This window comes from Paranoxybacillus vitaminiphilus (assembly GCF_003259935.1).
GTDB classification, from domain to species: domain Bacteria; phylum Bacillota; class Bacilli; order Bacillales; family Anoxybacillaceae; genus Paranoxybacillus; species Paranoxybacillus vitaminiphilus.
The window spans coordinates 154,455-175,644 of sequence record NZ_QLMH01000005.1 but is presented as its reverse complement, the minus strand read 5'-3'; the positions used below and the strand labels follow the sequence as shown (position 1 = coordinate 175,644).

The 21,190-nt window shown below is 43.9% G+C and carries 15 protein-coding genes; 1 reads left to right on the top strand and 14 read right to left on the bottom strand.

Annotated features, from left to right (window positions below):
- Positions 1-56: 56 nt before the first annotated feature.
- From uvrA to B0I26_RS08405, 4 genes are all read right to left on the bottom strand, one after another.
- Positions 57-2,921 carry an excinuclease ABC subunit UvrA gene (uvrA, locus tag B0I26_RS08420; protein ID WP_111644998.1) on the bottom strand — a complete coding sequence of 955 codons (2,865 nt, stop codon included), beginning with the start codon at positions 2,919-2,921 and terminating at the stop codon, positions 57-59.
- Positions 2,922-2,931: 10 nt separating this feature from the next.
- On the bottom strand, positions 2,932-4,938 hold the full coding sequence (gene uvrB / locus B0I26_RS08415) for an excinuclease ABC subunit UvrB (protein WP_409991417.1): 2,007 nt from the start codon (positions 4,936-4,938) through the stop codon (positions 2,932-2,934).
- 300 nt (positions 4,939-5,238) lie between these two features.
- Positions 5,239-5,460: a CsbA family protein gene (locus B0I26_RS08410; protein ID WP_111644996.1), complete on the bottom strand. Its 222-nt coding sequence runs from the start codon at positions 5,458-5,460 to the stop codon at positions 5,239-5,241.
- 337 nt (positions 5,461-5,797) lie between these two features.
- Complete coding sequence (locus B0I26_RS08405) at positions 5,798-6,991, bottom strand: PDZ domain-containing protein (RefSeq protein WP_111644995.1); 1,194 nt, start codon at positions 6,989-6,991, stop codon at positions 5,798-5,800.
- A 337-nt stretch (positions 6,992-7,328) separates the two neighbouring features.
- On the opposite strand from B0I26_RS08405, the gene B0I26_RS08400 reads away from it, so the two are divergent.
- On the top strand, positions 7,329-7,811 hold the full coding sequence (locus B0I26_RS08400) for a MerR family transcriptional regulator (RefSeq protein ID WP_111644994.1): 483 nt from the start codon (positions 7,329-7,331) through the stop codon (positions 7,809-7,811).
- 103 nt (positions 7,812-7,914) lie between these two features.
- Here the strand turns inward: B0I26_RS08400 and B0I26_RS08395 are convergent, their stop codons facing one another.
- From B0I26_RS08395 to secA, 10 genes are all read right to left on the bottom strand, one after another.
- Positions 7,915-9,375 carry a S41 family peptidase gene (locus B0I26_RS08395; RefSeq protein WP_111644993.1) on the bottom strand — a complete coding sequence of 487 codons (1,461 nt, stop codon included), beginning with the start codon at positions 9,373-9,375 and terminating at the stop codon, positions 7,915-7,917.
- Between the two features lie 490 nt (positions 9,376-9,865).
- On the bottom strand, positions 9,866-11,398 hold the full coding sequence (gene ahpF, locus B0I26_RS08390; RefSeq protein WP_111644992.1) for an alkyl hydroperoxide reductase subunit F: 1,533 nt from the start codon (positions 11,396-11,398) through the stop codon (positions 9,866-9,868).
- Between the two features lie 12 nt (positions 11,399-11,410).
- Positions 11,411-11,974: an alkyl hydroperoxide reductase subunit C gene (ahpC, locus tag B0I26_RS08385; protein WP_111644991.1), complete on the bottom strand. Its 564-nt coding sequence runs from the start codon at positions 11,972-11,974 to the stop codon at positions 11,411-11,413.
- A 643-nt stretch (positions 11,975-12,617) separates the two neighbouring features.
- Entirely contained in the window at positions 12,618-13,865 is a 1,248-nt protein-coding gene (locus B0I26_RS08380; RefSeq protein ID WP_111645043.1) for a murein hydrolase activator EnvC family protein, read from the bottom strand.
- Positions 13,866-13,910: 45 nt separating this feature from the next.
- A complete protein-coding gene (ftsX, locus tag B0I26_RS08375; protein WP_111644990.1) occupies positions 13,911-14,804 on the bottom strand; it encodes a permease-like cell division protein FtsX in 894 nt (297 codons plus the stop codon).
- Complete coding sequence (ftsE, locus tag B0I26_RS08370; RefSeq protein WP_111644989.1) at positions 14,794-15,480, bottom strand: cell division ATP-binding protein FtsE; 687 nt, start codon at positions 15,478-15,480, stop codon at positions 14,794-14,796. Before ftsE ends, ftsX begins: the two co-directional genes overlap by 11 nt.
- 335 nt (positions 15,481-15,815) lie before the next feature.
- Entirely contained in the window at positions 15,816-16,145 is a 330-nt protein-coding gene (cccB, locus tag B0I26_RS08365; RefSeq protein WP_111644988.1) for a cytochrome c551, read from the bottom strand.
- Between the two features lie 60 nt (positions 16,146-16,205).
- Positions 16,206-17,066 (bottom strand): YitT family protein, encoded by an 861-nt coding sequence (locus B0I26_RS08360; protein WP_111644987.1) that lies wholly within the window; start codon positions 17,064-17,066, stop codon positions 16,206-16,208.
- 229 nt (positions 17,067-17,295) lie between these two features.
- Positions 17,296-18,400, bottom strand: a protein-coding gene (gene prfB / locus B0I26_RS08355; RefSeq protein WP_409991416.1) for a peptide chain release factor 2 whose coding sequence is annotated in 2 segments (ribosomal slippage) — positions 17,296-18,324 and positions 18,326-18,400 — 1,104 coding nt in all. Because the reading frame shifts where the segments join, the coding sequence is not laid out codon by codon here.
- A 111-nt stretch (positions 18,401-18,511) separates the two neighbouring features.
- Positions 18,512-21,022 carry a preprotein translocase subunit SecA gene (gene secA / locus B0I26_RS08350; RefSeq protein ID WP_111644986.1) on the bottom strand — a complete coding sequence of 837 codons (2,511 nt, stop codon included), beginning with the start codon at positions 21,020-21,022 and terminating at the stop codon, positions 18,512-18,514.
- Between the last annotated feature and the right edge of the window lie 168 nt (positions 21,023-21,190).

Below are 21,190 nucleotides of genomic sequence, written 5' to 3'. Positions count from 1 at the left end.
CGAAACCTTCTATAAAAAGTTTCTAGGAAAATAAAAAAAGATACGAAGCCCGAGCGTTAAACGCTCGTTGCTTCATATCTTTCCTTCATACGTTCGCGGTCACGTTCTAAAATTGGTTTTAAATATTTGCCCGTATAGGAACCTTCGACTTCGGCTACTTCTTCCGGCGTTCCCGTTGCGACGATTTGTCCGCCTTTATCGCCGCCTTCTGGACCAAGATCGATAATATAGTCCGCTGCTTTAATCACGTCAAGGTTATGCTCAATCACAAGCACTGTATCACCGTTATCAACTAACCGCTGCAGCACCTTCAACAACCGTGAAATATCATCAACATGCAAGCCGGTTGTCGGTTCGTCCAAAATATAGAGCGTGCGTCCTGTCGAGCGGCGATGCAGCTCAGAAGCCAGCTTCACGCGCTGCGCCTCACCGCCAGATAATGTCGTCGCCGGCTGCCCCAGTTTAATATAACCTAAACCGACATCATAAATCGTCTGGAGCTTCCGCTTAATTTTCGGGATGTTTTCAAAAAACTTCAACGCATCTTCAACCGTCATTTCGAGCACTTCAGCAATATTTTTATCTTTATATTTCACTTCCAATGTTTCGCGGTTATAACGTTTGCCGTGACATACTTCGCAAGGCACATAAACGTCCGGCAAAAAGTGCATTTCAATTTTGATAATCCCATCGCCGCGGCACGCTTCACATCTTCCGCCTTTGACGTTAAAGCTAAAACGTCCCTTTTTATAACCGCGCACTTTCGCTTCGTTCGTCGCCGCGAACACTTCGCGAATATCATCAAATACACCTGTATAAGTAGCCGGATTCGAACGCGGCGTGCGGCCGATTGGCGATTGGTCGATGTCAATCACTTTATCTAAATGCTCGATTCCTTTAATCGCTTTATGCTCACCCGGCTTTGCTTTCGCGTGATGCAATTTTTGTGCTAAGGCTTTATGCAAAATCTCATTGACAAGCGTACTTTTTCCGGAACCTGACACACCCGTAACCGCAATAAATGTGCCGAGCGGAATTTTTACAGACACATTTTTCAAGTTATTTTCCCGCGCGCCGACAATTTCAAGCCAACGTCCATCCGGCTTGCGGCGCTCCGCAGGAAGCGGAATAAACTTTTTCCCTGACAAATATTGCCCTGTTAACGAGTTCGGGTCGTTCATCACTTCTTCCGGCGTTCCCGCAGAAACCACTTGACCGCCGTGAATGCCGGCCCCCGGTCCAATATCAATCAAATAATCCGCCGCGAGCATCGTATCTTCATCATGCTCAACAACAATAAGCGTATTGCCGATGTCACGCATACTTTTTAAAGTAGCAATTAAACGATCATTATCGCGCTGATGCAGACCGATGGAAGGCTCATCCAAAATGTACAACACTCCCGTTAAACGTGAGCCGATTTGCGTCGCCAGACGAATGCGCTGCGCCTCACCGCCTGAAAGCGTTCCCGCTGAGCGACTCAATGTTAAATAATCAAGGCCGACGTTATTTAGAAAACCGAGGCGCTCAATAATTTCACGCAAAATCATATTGGCGATTTTCATTTCTTTTTCGCTCAAAGATAAGTTTTGGAAGAACTCGAGCGCTTCTGTCACCGAAAGCGCCGTTACTTCGCCAATATGTTTGCCGCCGACGAAAACGGCCAAACTTTCCTTTTTCAAGCGGTTTCCTTTACATGTCGGACACGGCTGCTGTGCCATGTACTTTTCCATTTGCTCGCGAATATAATCGGAGCTCGTTTCGCGATAACGTCGCTCCACATTCGGAATGACACCTTCAAACTCAATGTAATTTTCGCGAATTTGCCCATAATCGTTTTCATAGCGGAAATAAATTTTTTCCCCGTTGCTGCCGTATAAAATCTTATCCAGCTGATGCTTTGGCAAATCTTTGACAGGCGTATCCATATCAATGCCGTAATGATTGCATACCGCCTCTAAAAGCTGCGGATAATATTGCGAGCTTTGCGGTTCCCAAGGCGCAATCGCATGTTCACGCAGCGTCAACTCTTCATTTGGAATGACTAAATCCGGATCGACCTCCAGCTTTGAGCCTAACCCGTCACAGTCCGGGCACGCTCCATAAGGGCTGTTAAACGAAAACAGGCGCGGCTCCAATTCGCCAATCGAAAAACCGCAATACGGGCAGGCATGATGCTCGCTGAATAACAGCTCTTCTTGTCCAATCACATCGATAATGACTTTACCATCGGCAAGCTTTAAAGCTGTCTCTAACGAATCGGCCAAGCGCCCTTCAATGCCCTCTTTGACAACAATCCGGTCAACGACGACTTCAATCGAATGTTTTTTATTTTTCTCAAGTTCAATCTCTTCTGTTAGTTCACGCATCTCCCCATCGACACGCACCCGCACATAACCTTGCTTTTTAATGTCCTCCAATGTTTTCACATGCGTTCCTTTTCGCCCTGATACAACAGGAGCAAGAATTTGAATTTTCGTGCGCTCCGGATATTCCAAAATCCGGTCAACCATCTGTTCAATTGTTTGCGACGTGATTTCAATGCCGTGCTCCGGGCAAACAGGACGGCCGACGCGGGCAAACAACAAACGCAAATAGTCGTATATTTCCGTTACCGTCCCCACCGTTGAACGAGGATTGCGGCTCGTTGTCTTTTGGTCAATCGAAATCGCCGGAGACAATCCTTCAATCGCATCAACATCCGGCTTGTCCATCTGCCCTAAAAATTGCCGCGCATAAGCGGACAGCGATTCAACATAGCGCCGCTGTCCTTCCGCGTAAATCGTATCAAACGCAAGCGATGATTTCCCTGAACCCGATAAACCTGTCAACACAACGAGTTTATCGCGGGGAATTTCTACATCAATATTTTTTAAATTATGAGCTCTTGCTCCTTTAACAATAATTTTGTCCATCGCCATAAGTTTACGATCATCCTTCCGCTTTTAACTCTAAAATTAAATCGCGCAATTCGGCTGCTCTCTCGAAATCGAGCGCTTTTGCCGCTTCCTTCATTTCCTGCTCGAGGCCGGCAATCAGCTTTTCGCGCTCTTTCTTCGTCAGCTTGCTGTAATCTTTCTTTGCTTCATACGTTTCTTGCTCTTCAGCCGCATATGTCGCGCGAATGACATCGCGAATTTCTTTTTTCACCGTTTGCGGCACAATGCCATGTTCCTTGTTATACGCCTCTTGAATCGCACGACGGCGCTTTGTCTCATTGATGGCAATTTCCATCGATTTCGTCATCGTATCCGCATACATAATGACATGGCCGTTCGCATTTCGTGCCGCGCGGCCAATCGTCTGAATGAGCGAACGTTCCGAGCGCAAAAATCCTTCCTTATCGGCGTCTAAAATCGCCACAAGCGATACTTCCGGAATATCCAATCCTTCCCTGAGCAAGTTGATGCCGACTAACACATCATATTTGCCGATGCGCAAATCGCGGATAATTTCAATCCGCTCAAGCGTCTTAATTTCCGAATGCAAGTAGGCCACCTTAATGCCCACTTCTTTTAAATAATCCGTTAAATCTTCCGCCATTTTCTTCGTTAAAGTAGTGACCAATGTCCGTTCATTCCGCTTTACTCGCTCATGAATTTCGCCAATTAAATCATCGATTTGCCCCTGAATTGGACGGACATCGATTGTTGGATCCAGCAATCCTGTCGGGCGGATAATTTGTTCAACTACTTCTGGGCTATGCTCTAACTCGTATGGCCCCGGTGTCGCAGAAACGTAAATAATTTGATTGACTTTCTCTTCAAATTCTTCAAACTTCAACGGCCGGTTATCAAGCGCAGACGGCAGACGGAAGCCGTGGTCAACAAGCACTTGCTTGCGCGCTTGGTCTCCATTGTACATGCCGCGAATTTGCGGAATCGTCACATGCGACTCGTCAATGACAATTAAAAAATCATCAGGAAAATAATCTAAAAGCGTATACGGCGTTGAACCGGGCGGACGCAACGTTAAATGACGCGAATAGTTTTCAATGCCCGAGCAAAAGCCCATTTCCCGCATCATTTCAAGGTCGTAGCGCGTCCGCTGCTCTAGGCGTTGCGCTTCTAGCAGTTTTCCTTGATCGCGCAATTCTTTTAACCGTTCTTCCAGCTCTTTTTCGATATTTTGAATGGCAATTTGCATTTTTTCATCGCGCGTAACGAAGTGAGAGGCCGGGAAAATCGCCACATGCTCACGTTCGCCGATAATTTCTCCCGTTAACGCATCCACTTCACGAATGCGGTCAATTTCATCGCCAAAAAACTCAACGCGAATGCAATGCTCATCGCGCGAAGCCGGAAAAATCTCAACCACATCGCCGCGCACACGAAACGTTCCGCGCTGAAAATCAATGTCATTTCTCTCATATTGTATATCGACAAGACGGCGCAATAGTTCATCCCGCTCCATCTCCATGCCGACACGGAGCGACACAACGAGTTCACGATACTCTTCTGGTGAACCTAAGCCGTAAATGCACGATACACTCGCCACAATAATGACATCTCTTCTTTCAAATAAGGCAGATGTCGCGGAATGCCGCAATTTATCAATTTCATCATTAATACTGGCATCTTTTTCAATATATGTATCCGTTTGCGGCACATACGCTTCCGGCTGATAGTAATCGTAATAGCTCACGAAATATTCAACCGCATTATTTGGGAAAAATTCTTTAAACTCGCTGTAAAGCTGACCGGCCAACGTTTTGTTATGAGCGATGATAAGCGTTGGCTTGTTCACTTCTTTAATCACGTTCGAAATCGTAAATGTCTTTCCCGTTCCCGTTGCTCCTAATAATGTCTGATGCTTGACTCCGTTACGAATGCCTTCAACTAACTTGGCAATCGCTTTCGGCTGATCTCCCTGCGGCTTATAGTTTGAAACGAGTTCAAAACGTTCCCCCACGCAAAACACACTCCTATCCGAAATCATCATGCTTCCATTTTACCATACTAACGAAAAAATACATAAAAATACGAACTGGTATTCGCGATTTTTTCCAAAATCTCTTTTTTGCCTTTATTGAGCACGTTCGAATGGTTCTGTTACCTCAGCCTTTTCACAGATGAATATGATCGTGCAGAAGGAATTACAAACTTCTCACAAGGTACCTCGCTCACAAAACCTTTCCAAAAAAAGGCTGACCCAATAAGTATCTGACCTCACATGTATTTCACAATATATAATATTGCGTTGTGAGATCTGACACTTTGCTTTTGGGTCAGCCTCTATTCATTTCTTAATCTTTTCCACCATTTTTTTCGAATATAAAAATCCAACTGTCAATGACACAATATCGGCAATAAATTCATGCAGCTCATCTGTATATCCTTTAAAGTACGAAGCAGCTAATAGCGCGATCGTTAACAGCGTTCCAACATAATGGTTATACGTAACGCGCGTAAATAAAATGACTAACAATCCCGGAACAATTAAAGCAGCGATAAACCACATAGCCAAAACTCCTTATGTGAACTACCCTCTACATGAATCCATGTGAGAGCTTCTGAACCTCTGCATGACTAAAGGCGGCAAGTTCTTGTGTACCAAAGAGCTTCTTCTATACCTTTGTATAGACACTCACTCTTGTTCCACAAGACTTTCATGGACAAACACGAATGTGTTTAGCGTCCTGTCGGCTCGGTTCAAAACCGTTTTCAGCCACTGCATCCCGATGATGAAAGTCACGAGCTTTCGTGGCAGTTATTCTTGTAAACAATGAGTACATCCTTTCTCAATGTCATAAAACCTCATAGCTATTGTATCACATCTAAAACCGCTTTTCATCAGCCTAAACCGCCGCAAAATCCCACTTTTTCTCACCTTGCACAAACAACAGTCCGAGTTCGTGGTGCTGATCTTCGTACAAAGCCCCTTGCACAAAGCGAATTTCTCCATTTTGGTCTAACACTTCCAGCTTGCAAAATGCCCGGTTTCGCTGCAACGCTTCGTAAAATTCTGCCTCTGTTTTCACAGCCATTCCATTCGTCTTTACAATGACTTCACCGACTTGAAGCGCCATTTTTTCCGCCGGGGAATGAGGAATAATGCCTAAAATAACGAGCCCATATTTTTGCTGGGAAAAAAACGGGGGCTGCGAATCATCTTGAAGCCGTTGATAAAACGCAATCCATTCTCTGCCGATAAAAGCGATGGCCACAGCAACAATCGCAAGCGGCGCATACCAATAGCCCGCTACAGCTAAAATGCTGACAGCAAGGGACAAAAGCCGCACGCGCTGCCCTGTCAGACGGACAGAATCGCTTGGATGCATTCCCTGGATGCGCTGAGAAAAGCCAATTAAAAACGGAACAAGCAGAAACGAATACGTCTGTTCACCGGCAGAAAAGACTGGCCACCAGGAAAACGCTGATGTAATCGCCTCTCCCGGAACCGGAAGCAACACCGGAACAAACCAAAGCCGTTCTGCCCAATGAACACCGATGAACAAGCCGCGCTTGCTTCTCATCAACCGCGGAGAAGTCGCTACCGAACCGTTCCGCAAAATAAGCCATGCTTCCACAAAAAGAAGCATGCCTAACAAAATCGCCAGCGCCGATAAATCCGTCTTCTCAAGATCGGCAAAATGCCTGTCAAAAAATGACTTCGTTCCTTCATATTTTACTAAAAAACTCGCGCAAAAAAACGTCAGCCCTGCCGTATAAGCAGGCGACAACAGACGAAGCTGCAATGTCAGCCCGAGCAATATCGTCACCGCCGAAAGCAATGTTAACGTATCAAGCGGAAACACAAAGCCGATGCCAACCATAAAAAATGACAAAACAAGCCCTGGCAGCAGCCCGCTTATAAACAAATACTTGCTTTCATGAAACGAATGATAGACGCGGACATGAAAATGGCGTCGCTCTTTTTTCACACGCAGCCAACCGACAAAAAGCGCAAGAAAAATCCCGTAATAAAAAAGCGGTTGAGTAAATCCCCGTCCGAGCCCTTTTAACCATTCAAACGTCCATATAGAAACCAATTCCCTCACCACCAGTCTCGCTAAAACGTTTCTCTCAATCTATTTTTTATTCTAGCAAATCACTCCGGCAAATCCTATTGCGAGCATTTATTTTTTTCCAACATATTTTGGCAAACTCCTACAAAACAAGCTCTATATAAATTTATGAATGCAACATGAAAATAGACTGAAACCTTATTAAGAGATGAAAAGCCGCCTTTTAAATATGTCGAAAAATCAAATTTGATTTATATCGCTTTCACTTTTTCTGCCGAACGAACACTAGTTTTGTCTAAGACAAAGGAAATCGTTGTCATTTGTAAAACTATATAATGAACACGATAAAGGGGGAAGGAAGATGGAATTGAAAACGAGCAGTGTTGCAAAACGTCTTGGTGTGTCGCCTAAAACGGTTCAACGTTGGATTAAAAAGCATAACATTCCATGCCCAAGAAATGAAGCAGGCCATTATATATTTGACACAGAAACCATCACGCTCCTCGAACAAATTAAATTCGAGCAAAACACCGCTTTAGAGGAAGACGATGAGGAAACAACAAAAGAAGAAATGTTTGAAATACACGTAAAACCGCATCTTGAACAAATGAGTGCACGTCTCCACTCGGTCGAACGGAAACTCGAACAAAAAGCGGATGATGTTGTTTCATTTCAAATTTTACAACATCGTAAAGAAATTGAAGAACTCGTCGAACATATTCAACAATTAGAAAACCGCATCGCACAATTAGAGAAAGCAACCCGCACTTTTGCCGACATCGAGCAGGAACAGATGAAAAAAGCAAAACGGCGCGGGCTTAGCCGAATTATTGGCCTATTCTAATTCCCTATGTTTGACAAAAAAGGGCAGCTCCTTATCATCAGCATATACAAGGAGCCTGCCCCTTTGCTTTTCATCGCTCAGCAAGCTGCATGGGATACATCGTCTAATTTTGTTCCACTAACAGCTTCATTGCTGTTTTTAGCTGTTTATCATTTTGTTCGTCACGTATGGCTTCAATAATTTTCGCTTCCAGCAGTCCTGCTGTCTGTTTGTCGATTTTTCCGGTAACCGGAAGCTTATTAGCCTTTTGGAACGCTTTAACCGCCGCCTCTGTTTCTTTGCTGAAATAGCCGTCCTCACGTCCCGGGTCAAAGCCGAGACCTTTCAACATTTGCTGGGCACTTTTAATTTTCTCATTGTTCATATCGTACACAAGGTCTTTTTCAACATTGAGCGGATTCGCATAAAAGTACTCCGGCTGTTTGACAGCTATATCCGGCTCAACCCCTTTTTTATGAATCCAGTGCCCATCAGGAGTGAGCCATTTATAAAGCGTCAGCTTAATGTTGCTGCCATCGTCCATCGGCACCGCCTGCTGCACGGTTCCTTTGCCGAATGTTGTTTCCCCGACAAGCTTATATCCGCCCGCTTCTTTCATCGCACTTGCTAAAATTTCTGATGCAGATGCACTTCCATTATCAATCAGTACAGCAATTGGGTAATCCTTTTTCTTCGTTAAGTTGGAAAAGAAGCGCTGCTTGTCGCCGTCGCGTTCTTGAATTTGCACATAAGGCTTATCTCTCGGAATAAACTCTTTTAAAATGTCCTCCACGCTCTGCAAGTATCCGCCCGGATTGCCGCGCACATCAATAATTAACCCATCAATTCGTTGATTTTCCAATTTTTCTAGTTTTTCTTTAAAATCTTTCGCTGTATTTTCGGAAAATGACGTCACTTCTAAATAGCCGATTTTCTTTCCTTCATATGTTTTGATATCATCGTACACCGTTTCAATCGGGATTTCGTCACGGACTACCTTCACTTTCATAACTTCTTTGACCCCGGGCCGAATCACATCTAAGACAACCGTCGTTCCTTTTTTGCCGCGGATTTTTAATACCGCCTCATACAAATCTAATCCTTCAATACTTTCACCATTGACTTTAATAATTTGATCGTTTGGCTTTAATCCCGCCTTTTCCGCCGGAGAGTTTTTAAACGGGGCAACAATCGTCACTTTGCCATCGACCATGCTCACTTCGGCACCAATTCCTTCAAACGAAGAATCTAATGACTCATTAAATTGATGCGCCGTTTCTTCATCCATATACACGGAGTAAGGATCATCAAGCGTCTCAATCATTCCTTGAATCGCGCCCTCAATCAGCTTTTTATCTTCTACTTTTTCGACATAGCGGCTTTTAATAAGCTCATATACTTGTTCAACTTTTTCTAAATCATCATTCTCGCTGCCGCTTGCCGCTTTTTCCATTGCTTCTTTCGGCTGAACAAGCAGCGTATTCCCGCCGCCTTGACTCTCGGCCAGCTGCATGCCGGCATATGTACCGCCTGCTCCGACGATCATGGATAAAATCATTAATATTGCTGTTGTCTTTTTACTCACTATTGCATCCTCCTCGCCCTTTGCCATACAGGAAAGGCACCACACAAAACACCGTGCGATGCCTTTCATTATCATCATATGGAATGCTTGTACACAATATGTATAAATAATCTTTGTAATATCAGTTTACACGCTCATATCGATTTTCTCAACTGCAAAAAACGGGCTTCATGATAAAGTACAATTTCATCAGCGGGGTTTTCTTCATCCCCCACTGATCGCACTTCTAGCGTCCGTTATGAGGCTGTCTCATAAGGGTCTGATCCTGGACTTTTGGGACAGCCTCTTCTTGTGGTAACAAAAGAGTTTTAAAAACGAATTATTTACTTAAAGTTTAAAATCGCATATTTACGCATTAACATCGTACTAAAAACTAGACAAACTCTAGAAAAAAATGAAAGCCGCTTTACGATTGGTAAAGCGACTTTCGAAAGTTAGCATATAGCTGTTAGAGCATCATGATATGAACTGTTGTACAATTCATGTTCCTTCATGAATTTCGAATTAGATAGTCAAATGCACCTAAGGCTGCTGTAGCACCCGACCCCATTGAAATAATAATCTGCTTATATGCGCTATCTGTACAATCACCTGCTGCAAACACTCCAGGGATGTTCGTAGCACCATGCTTATCTACGATAATTTCGCCGAAGCGGTTGCGTTCAATCGTTCCATCTAACCAATCGGTATTTGGCACAAGGCCGATCTGAACAAATACACCCTGCAATTCAATGTGATGTTCTTCTCCTGTCTCACGATCAATGTAAGAAATGCCGTTCACTTTGTCAGTTCCAGTAATTTCCTTAGTTTGGACGTTCTTTAGAACCGTTACATTAGGAAGGCTGTAAAGACGCTCCTGCAGAACCGCATCAGCTTTCAGCTCCGGCATAAACTCGAGAACCGTTACATGTTTTGCAATACCCGCTAGATCAATAGCTGCCTCAATGCCGGAATTGCCACCGCCGATCACTGCGACATGTTTTCCTTCAAACAATGGACCGTCACAATGAGGGCAGTATGCTACACCTTTGTTCTTGAACTCTGCCTCGCCTGGTACACCAAGATTGCGCCAGCGAGCACCTGTTGCAATAATAACCGTTTTGCTCTTTAAAACTGCACCGTTTTCAAGTTCAATTTCAATAAGGTCTTTCTTTTCTAAACGCTTCGCACGCTGCAAGTTCATAACATCAATATCATACTGTTTGACATGCTCCTCAAGACTTGCTGCAAGCTTAGGGCCTTCCGTATATTTCACACTAATAAAGTTTTCAATGCCCAATGTATCCATGATCTGACCACCAAAACGTTCAGCAACAATGCCCGTGCGAATGCCTTTACGTGCTGCATAAATCGCTGCGCTTGCACCAGCTGGCCCGCCGCCGACAACAAGTACATCAAACGGTTCTTTTTCAGCAAAATCCGATGCATCCGGAGCATTTCCCATCTTAGCAAGAATTTCCTCAAGTGACATCCGGCCGCTGCCAAATAATTCCCCATTTAGGAATACGGTTGGTACCGCCATGATGCCCTTGCTTTCTACTTCATCCTTGAAGGCTGCACCATCAATCATCGTATGCGAAATGCCAGGGTTTAGTATACTCATTAAGTTCAAGGCTTGTACAACGTCAGGACAATTATGGCATGTCAAGCTAACGTAAGATTCGAAATGGTATTCGCCTTTGATACTTTTAATTTGATCAATTATCTTCTGATCAACTTTTGGAGGTCTTCCGCTTACCTGAAGCAGAGCTAGCACTAATGAAGTAAACTCGTGCCCCAGAGGGACACCGGCGAACGTTACACCAGTGTCTTCGCCGATGCGATTAACGCTAAAGCTTGGCGTTCTCTCCAACTGAGTTTTCTCTACCTTAATTTTGGACGACATTGCAGTCAATTCATCCACTAGAGCCAGCATGTCGCGGGAAACGTTATCGGATCCCGCGCTGACTTTTAGAAGAATGTCACCCTCCATCAATTGCAGATATTGGGCTAATTGCGCTTTTATTTCTGCATCCAGTATCATGGCTGCATCCCCTTAAATTTTGCCTACAAGATCGAGGCTTGGTTTAAGTGTTTCAGCACCTTCTTGCCATTTCGCAGGGCAAACTTCACCTGGATGGTTGCGAACATATTGTGCAGCCTTAATTTTGTTAATAAGAATGCTTGCATCACGGCCGATACCGTCAGCATTAATTTCAACAGCTTGGATGACACCGTCTGGATCGATGATGAAAGTACCGCGTTGAGCAAGACCTGTTTCTTCATCTAGTACATCGAACATGCGAGATAGCTTTTGTGAAGGGTCGCCGATCATAATGTATTCGATTTTACTGATTGCTGGGGACGTATCGTGCCATGCTTTATGCGTGAAATGTGTATCTGTTGAAACAGAATACACTTCAACACCAAGTTCTTTTAGAGCAGCGTAATTATTTTGTAGATCTTCAAGCTCAGTAGGGCATACGAATGTAAAATCTGCCGGATAAAAGCAAACTACACTCCATTTACCTTTAAAATCTTGTTCCGTAACATCGATAAACTTACCGTTGTGGTACGCTTGTGCTTTGAATGGTTGTACTTCTTTTCCAATTAGAGACATAATGAATCATCCTCCTAAATAGAGTTTTGGAATTATGAATAGCTTATAGCAAAACTATTAATTAAATTATAATAATTATAATTCGATATTTATTATTATATAGTATCTTTTATTTGTCAAGAGATTCGATTCAATTTTATTGTAACCATTCATCCCCGCGGTAAAACAGGCTGAATATTTTTCTTGCCTATCATGACGATAACCCAAGGGGGATACGATATTCTTAGCGTACAACAGGCGCTTTTTACAGTCGAAAGCTTGATCGGAAACATTTAAAATCAAGAACAAATGGTGACGTTGTTCATTGCTTATTTCAACTTTTTGCATCCACGTGCGACGTTGAAAGGGCGAGTGCTTGCCGTCATCTCAGAACGAAAAGGCCTGCTGCATATGCCTTTTTCCCCCCTTCCCCTTTCTTCCTCCTTTTTATCCTTTGGCCAGTATTGGTCAAGGGCGAATGAGATTTTAAGCTTTCGTTTATGTTCCTTCAGTTGATGACTGGGAATGAGATTTCATAAAATTTTTGACGCTATCTAAAAAAATACACAACTTGCCTCAATATCAGTCTAGACAAGTTGTGTATTTTTATACATTTTAATTGATTTTTATTCTATTTTTAAACCTTTTTTGTCACTAATCAAGTTTAGAAATTAATATAGTTTCTTGGATTCACGGCATTCGATTTCGCTCCGTTCCACGGACCGCGGTGAAGTTCGAAGTGAAGATGAGCGCCAAATGAACGGCCCGTGTTGCCCATATAACCAATCATTTGTCCTTTGCTTACCGTTTGTCCTTCGCCTACTAAGCGCGATTCTAAGTGGGCATAAACCGTTGTAAATACTTGTCCATCAATGACATGAGTGATGAATATGACGTTTCCGTACGTATCTGAATAGTAAGAGCGGAATACATAGCCGTCAGCAGCCGCTACGACCGGCACGCTCGAACCGCGTTTGCCAATGTCGATTCCGTAATGAAATTTACCCCAGCGCGGACCAAATTCCGATGTAACCGGACCGTTGGCCGGACGCATAAATGCACCGCTTGTTACTGGCGGAAGGTCACCGCCTCCACCTGCAAAGGATTGACTGCGTGGTGAACTTCTTTTTGCACGTTCCGCCTTTTGCCGCTCAATGAGCTGCTGAAGCTGTGAACGCATCGCTGCTTCTTGCTTTTCTAACAATTCCTGCTCTTCCGTAAGCGCAAGCTTTTCTTCATGAAGCTCTTCCTCTTGCTGTTTGAGGCTTTTCATCAACCGTTCTTTTTGCGAAATTTGCACATTTAACGTTTGCTTTAACTGCTCCAATTCTTTTAAATCGTTCTGAAGATTAGCCAGATTCGTTGTTAACTCCTTTTCTTTCTCTTCCTTCAGCGCCTTATCTGCTTCCTGTTCCTTAATGATTTGCTTGTCCGCTTCAAAAATCGTTGTGACCGCGCTGATACGGTCAATGAAATCACTGAAGCTTTGCGCCCCTAACAACACATCAAGATAGCTGATGACTCCGCCGCTTTCCTGCAATGAACGGACACGCTGCTTAAGCAGTTCATTTCTTTTTTCAATCCGCGCCTGAACTTCGGCAATTTGCCGTTTTAACACTTCAATGTTTTGCTTTGTCTTTTCAATTTGCTGCGACTTCTCGTGAATTTTTCCGCTCGTTTCCGATACGGCCATATCTAGCTTTTTGATTTCCTTCGTCAGCTTGTCCTGCTCTGTCTGCAGACGCTCAATTTCCTCGTTCGCCTCATGAATCTGCTTTTGTACGGATGATTGCTTCGACTCAATGCGGTTAATTTCGCTTTTCTTCTGTTGAATTTCCCGATTGCTCACTGCATTTGCTAGACTGGGTATAAAGCTTGTTGCACTAACAACAGCAGCGACCGCTAATGTCATTATTTTTCGCTTCACGGTCTTGTTTCCCCTTTCTCTTTTTCTCTCTTAAACTTTTAAAAACCTTCGGACAGACACCATACTTCCCCAAACACCGATGCATGCGCCCAATGCAACTAAAATAGCGGCAATTTGCCATGCAAATGGGCTAAACGGCAGCAATTGAATAAACGGATTCGTTAACTTCGGCTTTAAAAAGTCATAAATGTTGTAATAGGAGAATAATATTAACGTAATCGGTATAACGGCACCTAACAAGCCGAGCCATAAACCTTCAAGGAAAAACGGCCAGCGAATAAAGCCGTTTGTCGCTCCTACTAATCTCATAATTTCGATTTCTTTTCTTCTCGCAAAAATCGTAATTTTGATTGTGTTCGAGATTAAAAACATGGCTGTAAATAACAAGCCGATAATCAATCCTAATCCAATATTTCTCGCCACTTTTAACGTTTTAAACAGCTTCTCTACCTGCCCCTGTCCGTACTTCACCTTATGGGCAAATTTAAATGTTTCAATTTTTTTTGCCACTTTCATCGTATCGGTTGGTTTAGCCGTCTTAACGATATACACGTCGCTTAATGGGTTGTCTTGTTCGAATAATTTAAAGGAAGAACCTTCTTCGCCAAAACTTTTGATCAAATTTTGCAATTCTTCTTCTTTTGATGAATATTTAATTTCCTTCACTTCAGGAATCGCATCGATTTGCGCCTTAAGCGCTTCTTTGTCCTGTTGTGTTGCCGTCACATCAATATGAACGCGAATTTCTACATCGTTTTCGATTTTCTTCGCAAAATTGTTCATGTTTAACATGACAACGAGAAAAACACCGACAAGCAATAACGTCACTGTCACGGCGCTTATCGAAGCAAACGTCATCCAGCCGTTCCTTCCAAGACTTTTGATGCTTTCGCGCAAATGCCGCTTGAGGGTGTTAACTGTCATAGCCGTATTCCCCCCTTGCTTCATCACGCACAATCTTGCCGTTTTCAATCGCGATGACGCGCTTCTTAATCGTGTTCACAATCTCGCGGTTATGCGTTGCCATTACAATCGTCGTCCCGCGGTTATTAATCTCTTCAAAAAGATCCATAATTCCCCACGATGTATCAGGGTCTAAGTTTCCTGTCGGTTCGTCGGCAATGACGATTTTAGGCGAATTCACAATGGAACGCGCAATCGATACGCGCTGCTGCTCTCCTCCCGACAATTCGTCCGGATAAAAACGCGCCTTATGCTTCAACCCGACAAGATCCAACACTTCCATGACTCTCTTTTTAATGTTTTTCGGCGATTCTTCAATTACTTCCAAAGCAAACGCGACATTTTCATAAACCGTTAGCTTTGGAAGTAATTTGAAATCTTGGAAAACCACACCGATATGCCTCCGCAATAACGGAACTTTACTGTCTTTCAGCTTCGCGAGGTTAACGCCGTTAATCATAATCGAACCGCTCGTCGGCTTTTCCTCGCGGTACATCATTTTAATAAACGTCGATTTCCCGGCACCGCTTGGACCAACGACATAGACAAACTCTCCCTGCTTAATACGGACGTTAATGCCGCTTAGAGCCATCACGCCGTTTGGATATGTTTTATATACATCCTGCATTTCAATCATGTTATCACCTAATCTATTGTCAACTTCATCGTTCAATGCGAAATTCGACGAATTCATTGCTATTTTTCGAAACAATTATACAAAATTCCACAAGAAATATTATAGCACTATTTCTGACAATTTACTTTACATTTATATTTCAAAACTGTTACATTACACAATTGCCTGTATTTACGATTGTTGGAGCAGAGTATAAACGAAGGATTTATTCTATCGGGGAACTTGGAAAAAGAGAAGCGCATATGAGCACTAAAAAGTAAAGGACCTGAACTCTTTTCAGCGATATGGCTATCGCCCGAGCCGGCCCCTCATCAAGCTGCTTCATTTTTTGAACATTATTTCTTTGCTGCCAACCATTCAGCTACTTTATCCACATCTTCTCCCTGGATTAATCCGCCAGGCATGCTGCCGCGACCTTTTTCGATAATTTGTTTAATTTCATCCTTTGAATATTTGCTGCCAACTTTCTCTAAGCTTGGACCGACTTGTCCCTCTAAATTTTGCCCGTGACAGCTTGCACAGCTTTGCTTGTAAATATCTTCAGCCGCTGCCGCTGTTGCACCGCCGTCGCCATTATTATTGTTGTCAGCAGCTTCTTCTCCCCCGCCGCACGCTGCTAATACAAGAGATGTTCCTAATAATAAGCCGAATAGTTTCTTTTTCATGAATCCTATTCCCTCCCTGTAAAAGATTGCACAACCTTATTATATCCTACTTTTTTTCATCTAAGCACGTTTAAATCCTTCGCCCAGCACTTCCGTTGCATCCATAACAATGACAAACGCCGCAGGATCAATGCTTTTTACCAATTGTTTCAATTTTGTGAACTCCGTCTGCTCGACAACGCACATGAGCACCGGCCGCTCATGTTCCGTATATCCTCCGTACGCTGACAGCTTTGTCACTCCGCGGTCGATTTTATGTAAAATCGCCTGCCGTACCTCTTCTTCTTTGCTCGTAATGATCATCGCCATTTTCGAGTAACCGAAACCGACTTGTACAAAGTCAATGGTTTTGCTTGTGACAAATAAAGCGATCAGCGCATATAGCGCTTGTTCTACATCAAATACGAGCGCCGCTGTTAAAACAATAAGACCATCAATTAATATGACACACGTACCGAGCGTTAATCCCGTGTACTTATGAATAATTTGTGCTGCTAAATCCGTACCTCCCGTCGAAGCTTTGCCGCGAAATACAATGCCAAGCCCTACGCCGACACCAATTCCGCCAAACAATGCACCGAGAAGCGGGTCAGGTGTGACAGGCTCAAAGTTTCTTGTTAAGTAAACAACAAACGGCAAAAACAGCGTACCAACTAACGTTTTAATCCCAAATTGTTTTCCAAGCAAAACAACCCCGGCAATAAACAGTGGAATATTCAACGCCCATTGCACATAGGCCGGCTGCCATCCTAACGTTGCATGCAAAATCGTACTAATTCCGCTTACACCGCCTGATGCGACACGGTTCGGCAATAAAAACACATTAAATGCAATTGCAACGACTGCTGAACCGATTAATATATATAAATACTCAATCAGCGCTGCCAATTTCGGATTTAACGTCCGCCTTCTCTTTTTCATCATCTAACCACCCCATGTGAGTATAGCACGCACGATTTGACAAGTAAATGACAGCCAAATAACGCATTAATAGGTTAAAACATTAAAGAACTATATTTAGTTTGCACTATAAAAACAGCGGTGATTATTTATTTTCATAAAAAAAGAGACGAACTCAACAAAAGAATCTTCTCCCTCGCGCAGATGTTCAAGGGAGACAGACCTTTGTGAGTCAGTCTCTAGCAAAAGCTTATTTTAGTTTTGAACGTAAGTACGCATCGATAAAAATGTCAATCTCTCCGTCCATGACCGCTTGCACGTTGCCAACTTCCGTATTCGTACGGTGGTCTTTGACGAGCGAATACGGATGAAAAACGTACGAGCGGATTTGGTTCCCCCAGCCGATTTCCTTTTGCTCGCCGCGAATTTCCGCAAGCTCTGCCTGCTGCTCTTCCAATTTCTTTTGATATAGCTTCGCTTTTAACATGTTCATTGCTCTTTCGCGGTTTTTAATTTGTGAACGTTCCGACTGACATGTTACGACAATGCCGGTTGGAATATGGGTAACGCGCACTGCTGAGTCGGTCGTGTTGACGTGCTGACCGCCGGCACCGCTTGAGCGGTACGTATCGACTTTAATCTCATCCGGTCTTATTTCAACTTCAATATCTTCGTTAAACTCCGGCATCACTTCGCAAGATACGAACGACGTATGACGGCGTCCGGAAGCATCGAACGGCGAAATGCGCACTAAGCGATGCACACCTTTTTCCGCCTTTAAGTATCCGTATGCATTATGCCCTTTAATTAAAAGCGTCACACTTTTAATACCTGCTTCTTCACCCGGCAAATAGTCGAGCGTTTCGACTTTAAAGCCTTTTTTCTCAGCCCATCTTGTATACATGCGAAGAAGCATCGAAGCCCAGTCTTGCGACTCCGTACCTCCCGCACCAGGATGAAGCTCTAAAATCGCATTATTTTTATCATACGGCTCATTAAGAAGGAGCTGCAGCTCAAATTCACTAAACTCTTTCGTGAGCTGCTTCACTTCCGCCACTAACTCCTGCTGCAGCTCTTCATCCGGCTCTTCTTTCACAAGATCATAAGTCACTTCTAAGTTTTCATAACGTTCTTCTAATGATTTAAATTGTTCAACTAAATCTTTGAGCGCATTCGCTTCGCTGATGACTGCTTGTGCTGCCTTTTGGTCATCCCAAAAGTCCGGCGCTGCCATTTGTTCATCTAATTCACGAATGCGGGCTTCTTTCGCTTCGAGGTCAAAGAGACCCCCTAATATCCGCTAATCGCTTAGCCATTTTTTCAAGGTCTTGCTTAATTTGCACTAAATCGATCATAACATTTTCACCTCGGTACACATTTTACTTGATAAGACACATGATAATCAATGGGCACATCAGCAAAAACAAAGTGAGAGGCGGGGTCCCCGCCCTCACTTTGTTTCTTGTTTACGCATTTTGTCCGCAACAATGTTTATATTTTTTGCCGCTTCCGCAAATGCACGGATCGTTGCGGCCAATTTCAACCGCCTTTCTTACCGGCTTGCGTTTTACTTCTCCTTCTTCTTTCGGATGCACCGCCTCGCCCTTCGCTACTTCCTGGCGCTGCAAGTTGTTTTGAATTTGCGCTTTCATAATATATTTCGCCACTTCTTCCTCAATGGAAGCGACCATGTTTTCAAACATCGCATATCCTTCCATTTGATACTCGCGAAGCGGATCGATTTGTCCATAGGCACGCAAATGAATACCTTGGCGCAACTGCTCCATCGCATCAATATGGTCCATCCATTTCATATCAACGGCGCGAAGAACGATGACACGTTCAAATTCGCGCATTTGCTCAGGCGCAATTTCCCGCTCTTTTTCATCATAGCGCATCTTTACCTTTTCAAAAATAAGCTCAATCATTTCTTCCGGCTCTTTGCCGCGCAGATCATTGACAGTCACGTCGCCTTCATGCAGCAGGTTCGCATTCACATAGTCGATAATCCCTTTTAAATCCCAGTCTTCCGGCATTTCTTCTTTTGGCGTATGGGCATTCACAACACGTTCAATGACCGATTGAATCATTTTTTCAACGATGTCGCGAATGTTCTCCGAATCAAGCACTTGAAAGCGTTGACGGTAAATGATTTCACGCTGTTCGCGCAGCACATCATCATATTGTAAAAGCTGCTTGCGTGCATCAAAGTTGTTGCCTTCTACCCGTTTTTGCGCTGACTCAACCGCTTTGGAGACCATTTTACTTTGAATCGGCTGGGAATCATCCATACCAAGACGGTCCATCATCGCCATCATATTTTCAGAACCAAAGCGGCGCATCAACTCATCTTCTAATGACAAATAAAACTGCGATACGCCCGGGTCTCCTTGACGGCCGGAACGACCGCGCAGCTGATTGTCAATGCGGCGGCTTTCATGGCGCTCTGTACCGATGACCGCCAACCCGCCGAGCTCGCGCACTCCTTCACCGAGCTTAATGTCCGTACCGCGGCCCGCCATGTTCGTCGCAATCGTCACGGCGCCTTTTTGCCCGGCTTGCGCGATAATTTCCGCCTCTTTCGCATGGTTTTTCGCATTTAATACGTTATGAGGAATTCCTCTTTTCTTCAGCATCTGCGAAATTAATTCCGAGGTTTCAATCGCCACCGTACCGACAAGCACCGGCTGACCCTTCGCATGACGCTCGGCAATATCTTCAACAACCGCACGGAATTTGCCTTCCATTGTTTTAAAAATCAAGTCCGGACGGTCTTCGCGAATCACCGGCTTGTTTGTCGGAATGACAACCACTTGCATGTTATAAATGTTGCGGAACTCTTCTTCTTCGGTTTTTGCCGTACCGGTCATTCCCGCCAACTTTTCATACATGCGGAAATAGTTTTGGAACGTAATCGTCGCCAGCGTCATTGACTCGTTTTGAATTTCCAAACCTTCTTTTGCTTCAATCGCCTGATGCAAACCGTCGCTGTAGCGGCGTCCTTTCATCAACCGGCCTGTAAACGGGTCGACGATGACGACTTTTCCGTCCTCCACCACATAATCGACATCGCGCTGCATCGTCACATGCGCTTTTAACGCTAGGTTAATATGGTGATTGAGCGTTACGTGCTTAAGGTCAAATAAGTTATCGATGCCAAAGGCGCGCTCTGCCTTTGTAATTCCTTCTTCCGTTAATTGCACGCTTTTTGTTTTTTCGTCATACGTATAGTCAACATCTTTTTTCAACGTACGAACAAACGCATTCGCTTGAATATACAGCTTCGTTGATTTCTGTGCCGTACCGGAAATAATAAGCGGCGTGCGCGCTTCGTCAATTAAAATCGAGTCAACCTCGTCAATCACCGCAAAGTGAAGCGGACGCTGCACCATATGCTCCTTATAAAGCACCATGTTGTCGCGCAAATAATCAAAGCCGAATTCGTTGTTCGTTCCATACGTAATGTCGGCATTGTACGCCGCTTGCTTTTCCTCACGGGACATGCCGGACAAATTCAATCCGACCGTTAAGCCTAAAAATTCATAAAGCTTGCCCATTTCAGTAGCGTCGCGGCGGGCAAGGTATTCGTTGACCGTAACGACATGAACGCCTTTTCCGGTTAACGCATTTAAATAAACCGGCATCGTTGCCGTTAATGTTTTTCCTTCACCTGTTTTCATTTCGGCAATATTGCCTTCATGCAGGACAATACCGCCCATAATTTGCACTTTATACGGATACAGCCCAAGAACGCGCTTGGCTCCTTCACGCACAACGGCAAACGCTTCAACTAATAAGTCATCAAGAGACTCACCATTTTCGTAACGAGCTTTAAACTCAGCTGTTTTTTGGCGCAGCTCGCTATCCGAAAGCTTCGCCATTTCCGGACCAAGCGCATCAACTTGGTCTGCGATTTTTTCCAAGCGGTTCACTTGGCGTTTGTTTGGATCAAACATCTTTTTTAACACTCCAAGCATATAGAAACGCCCCTTATTTAATCGGTATATAAACGAAAACTTCACCTTGGGGAGCTTCATCCCCAATGATGTTAGTTGAACTTATTAAGTTCCTAGCGTCCGTTATCTCATTGAGAGTCTTAACGAGATAACAATCATAAGCCACATTCTCATGCATTATTTATGATA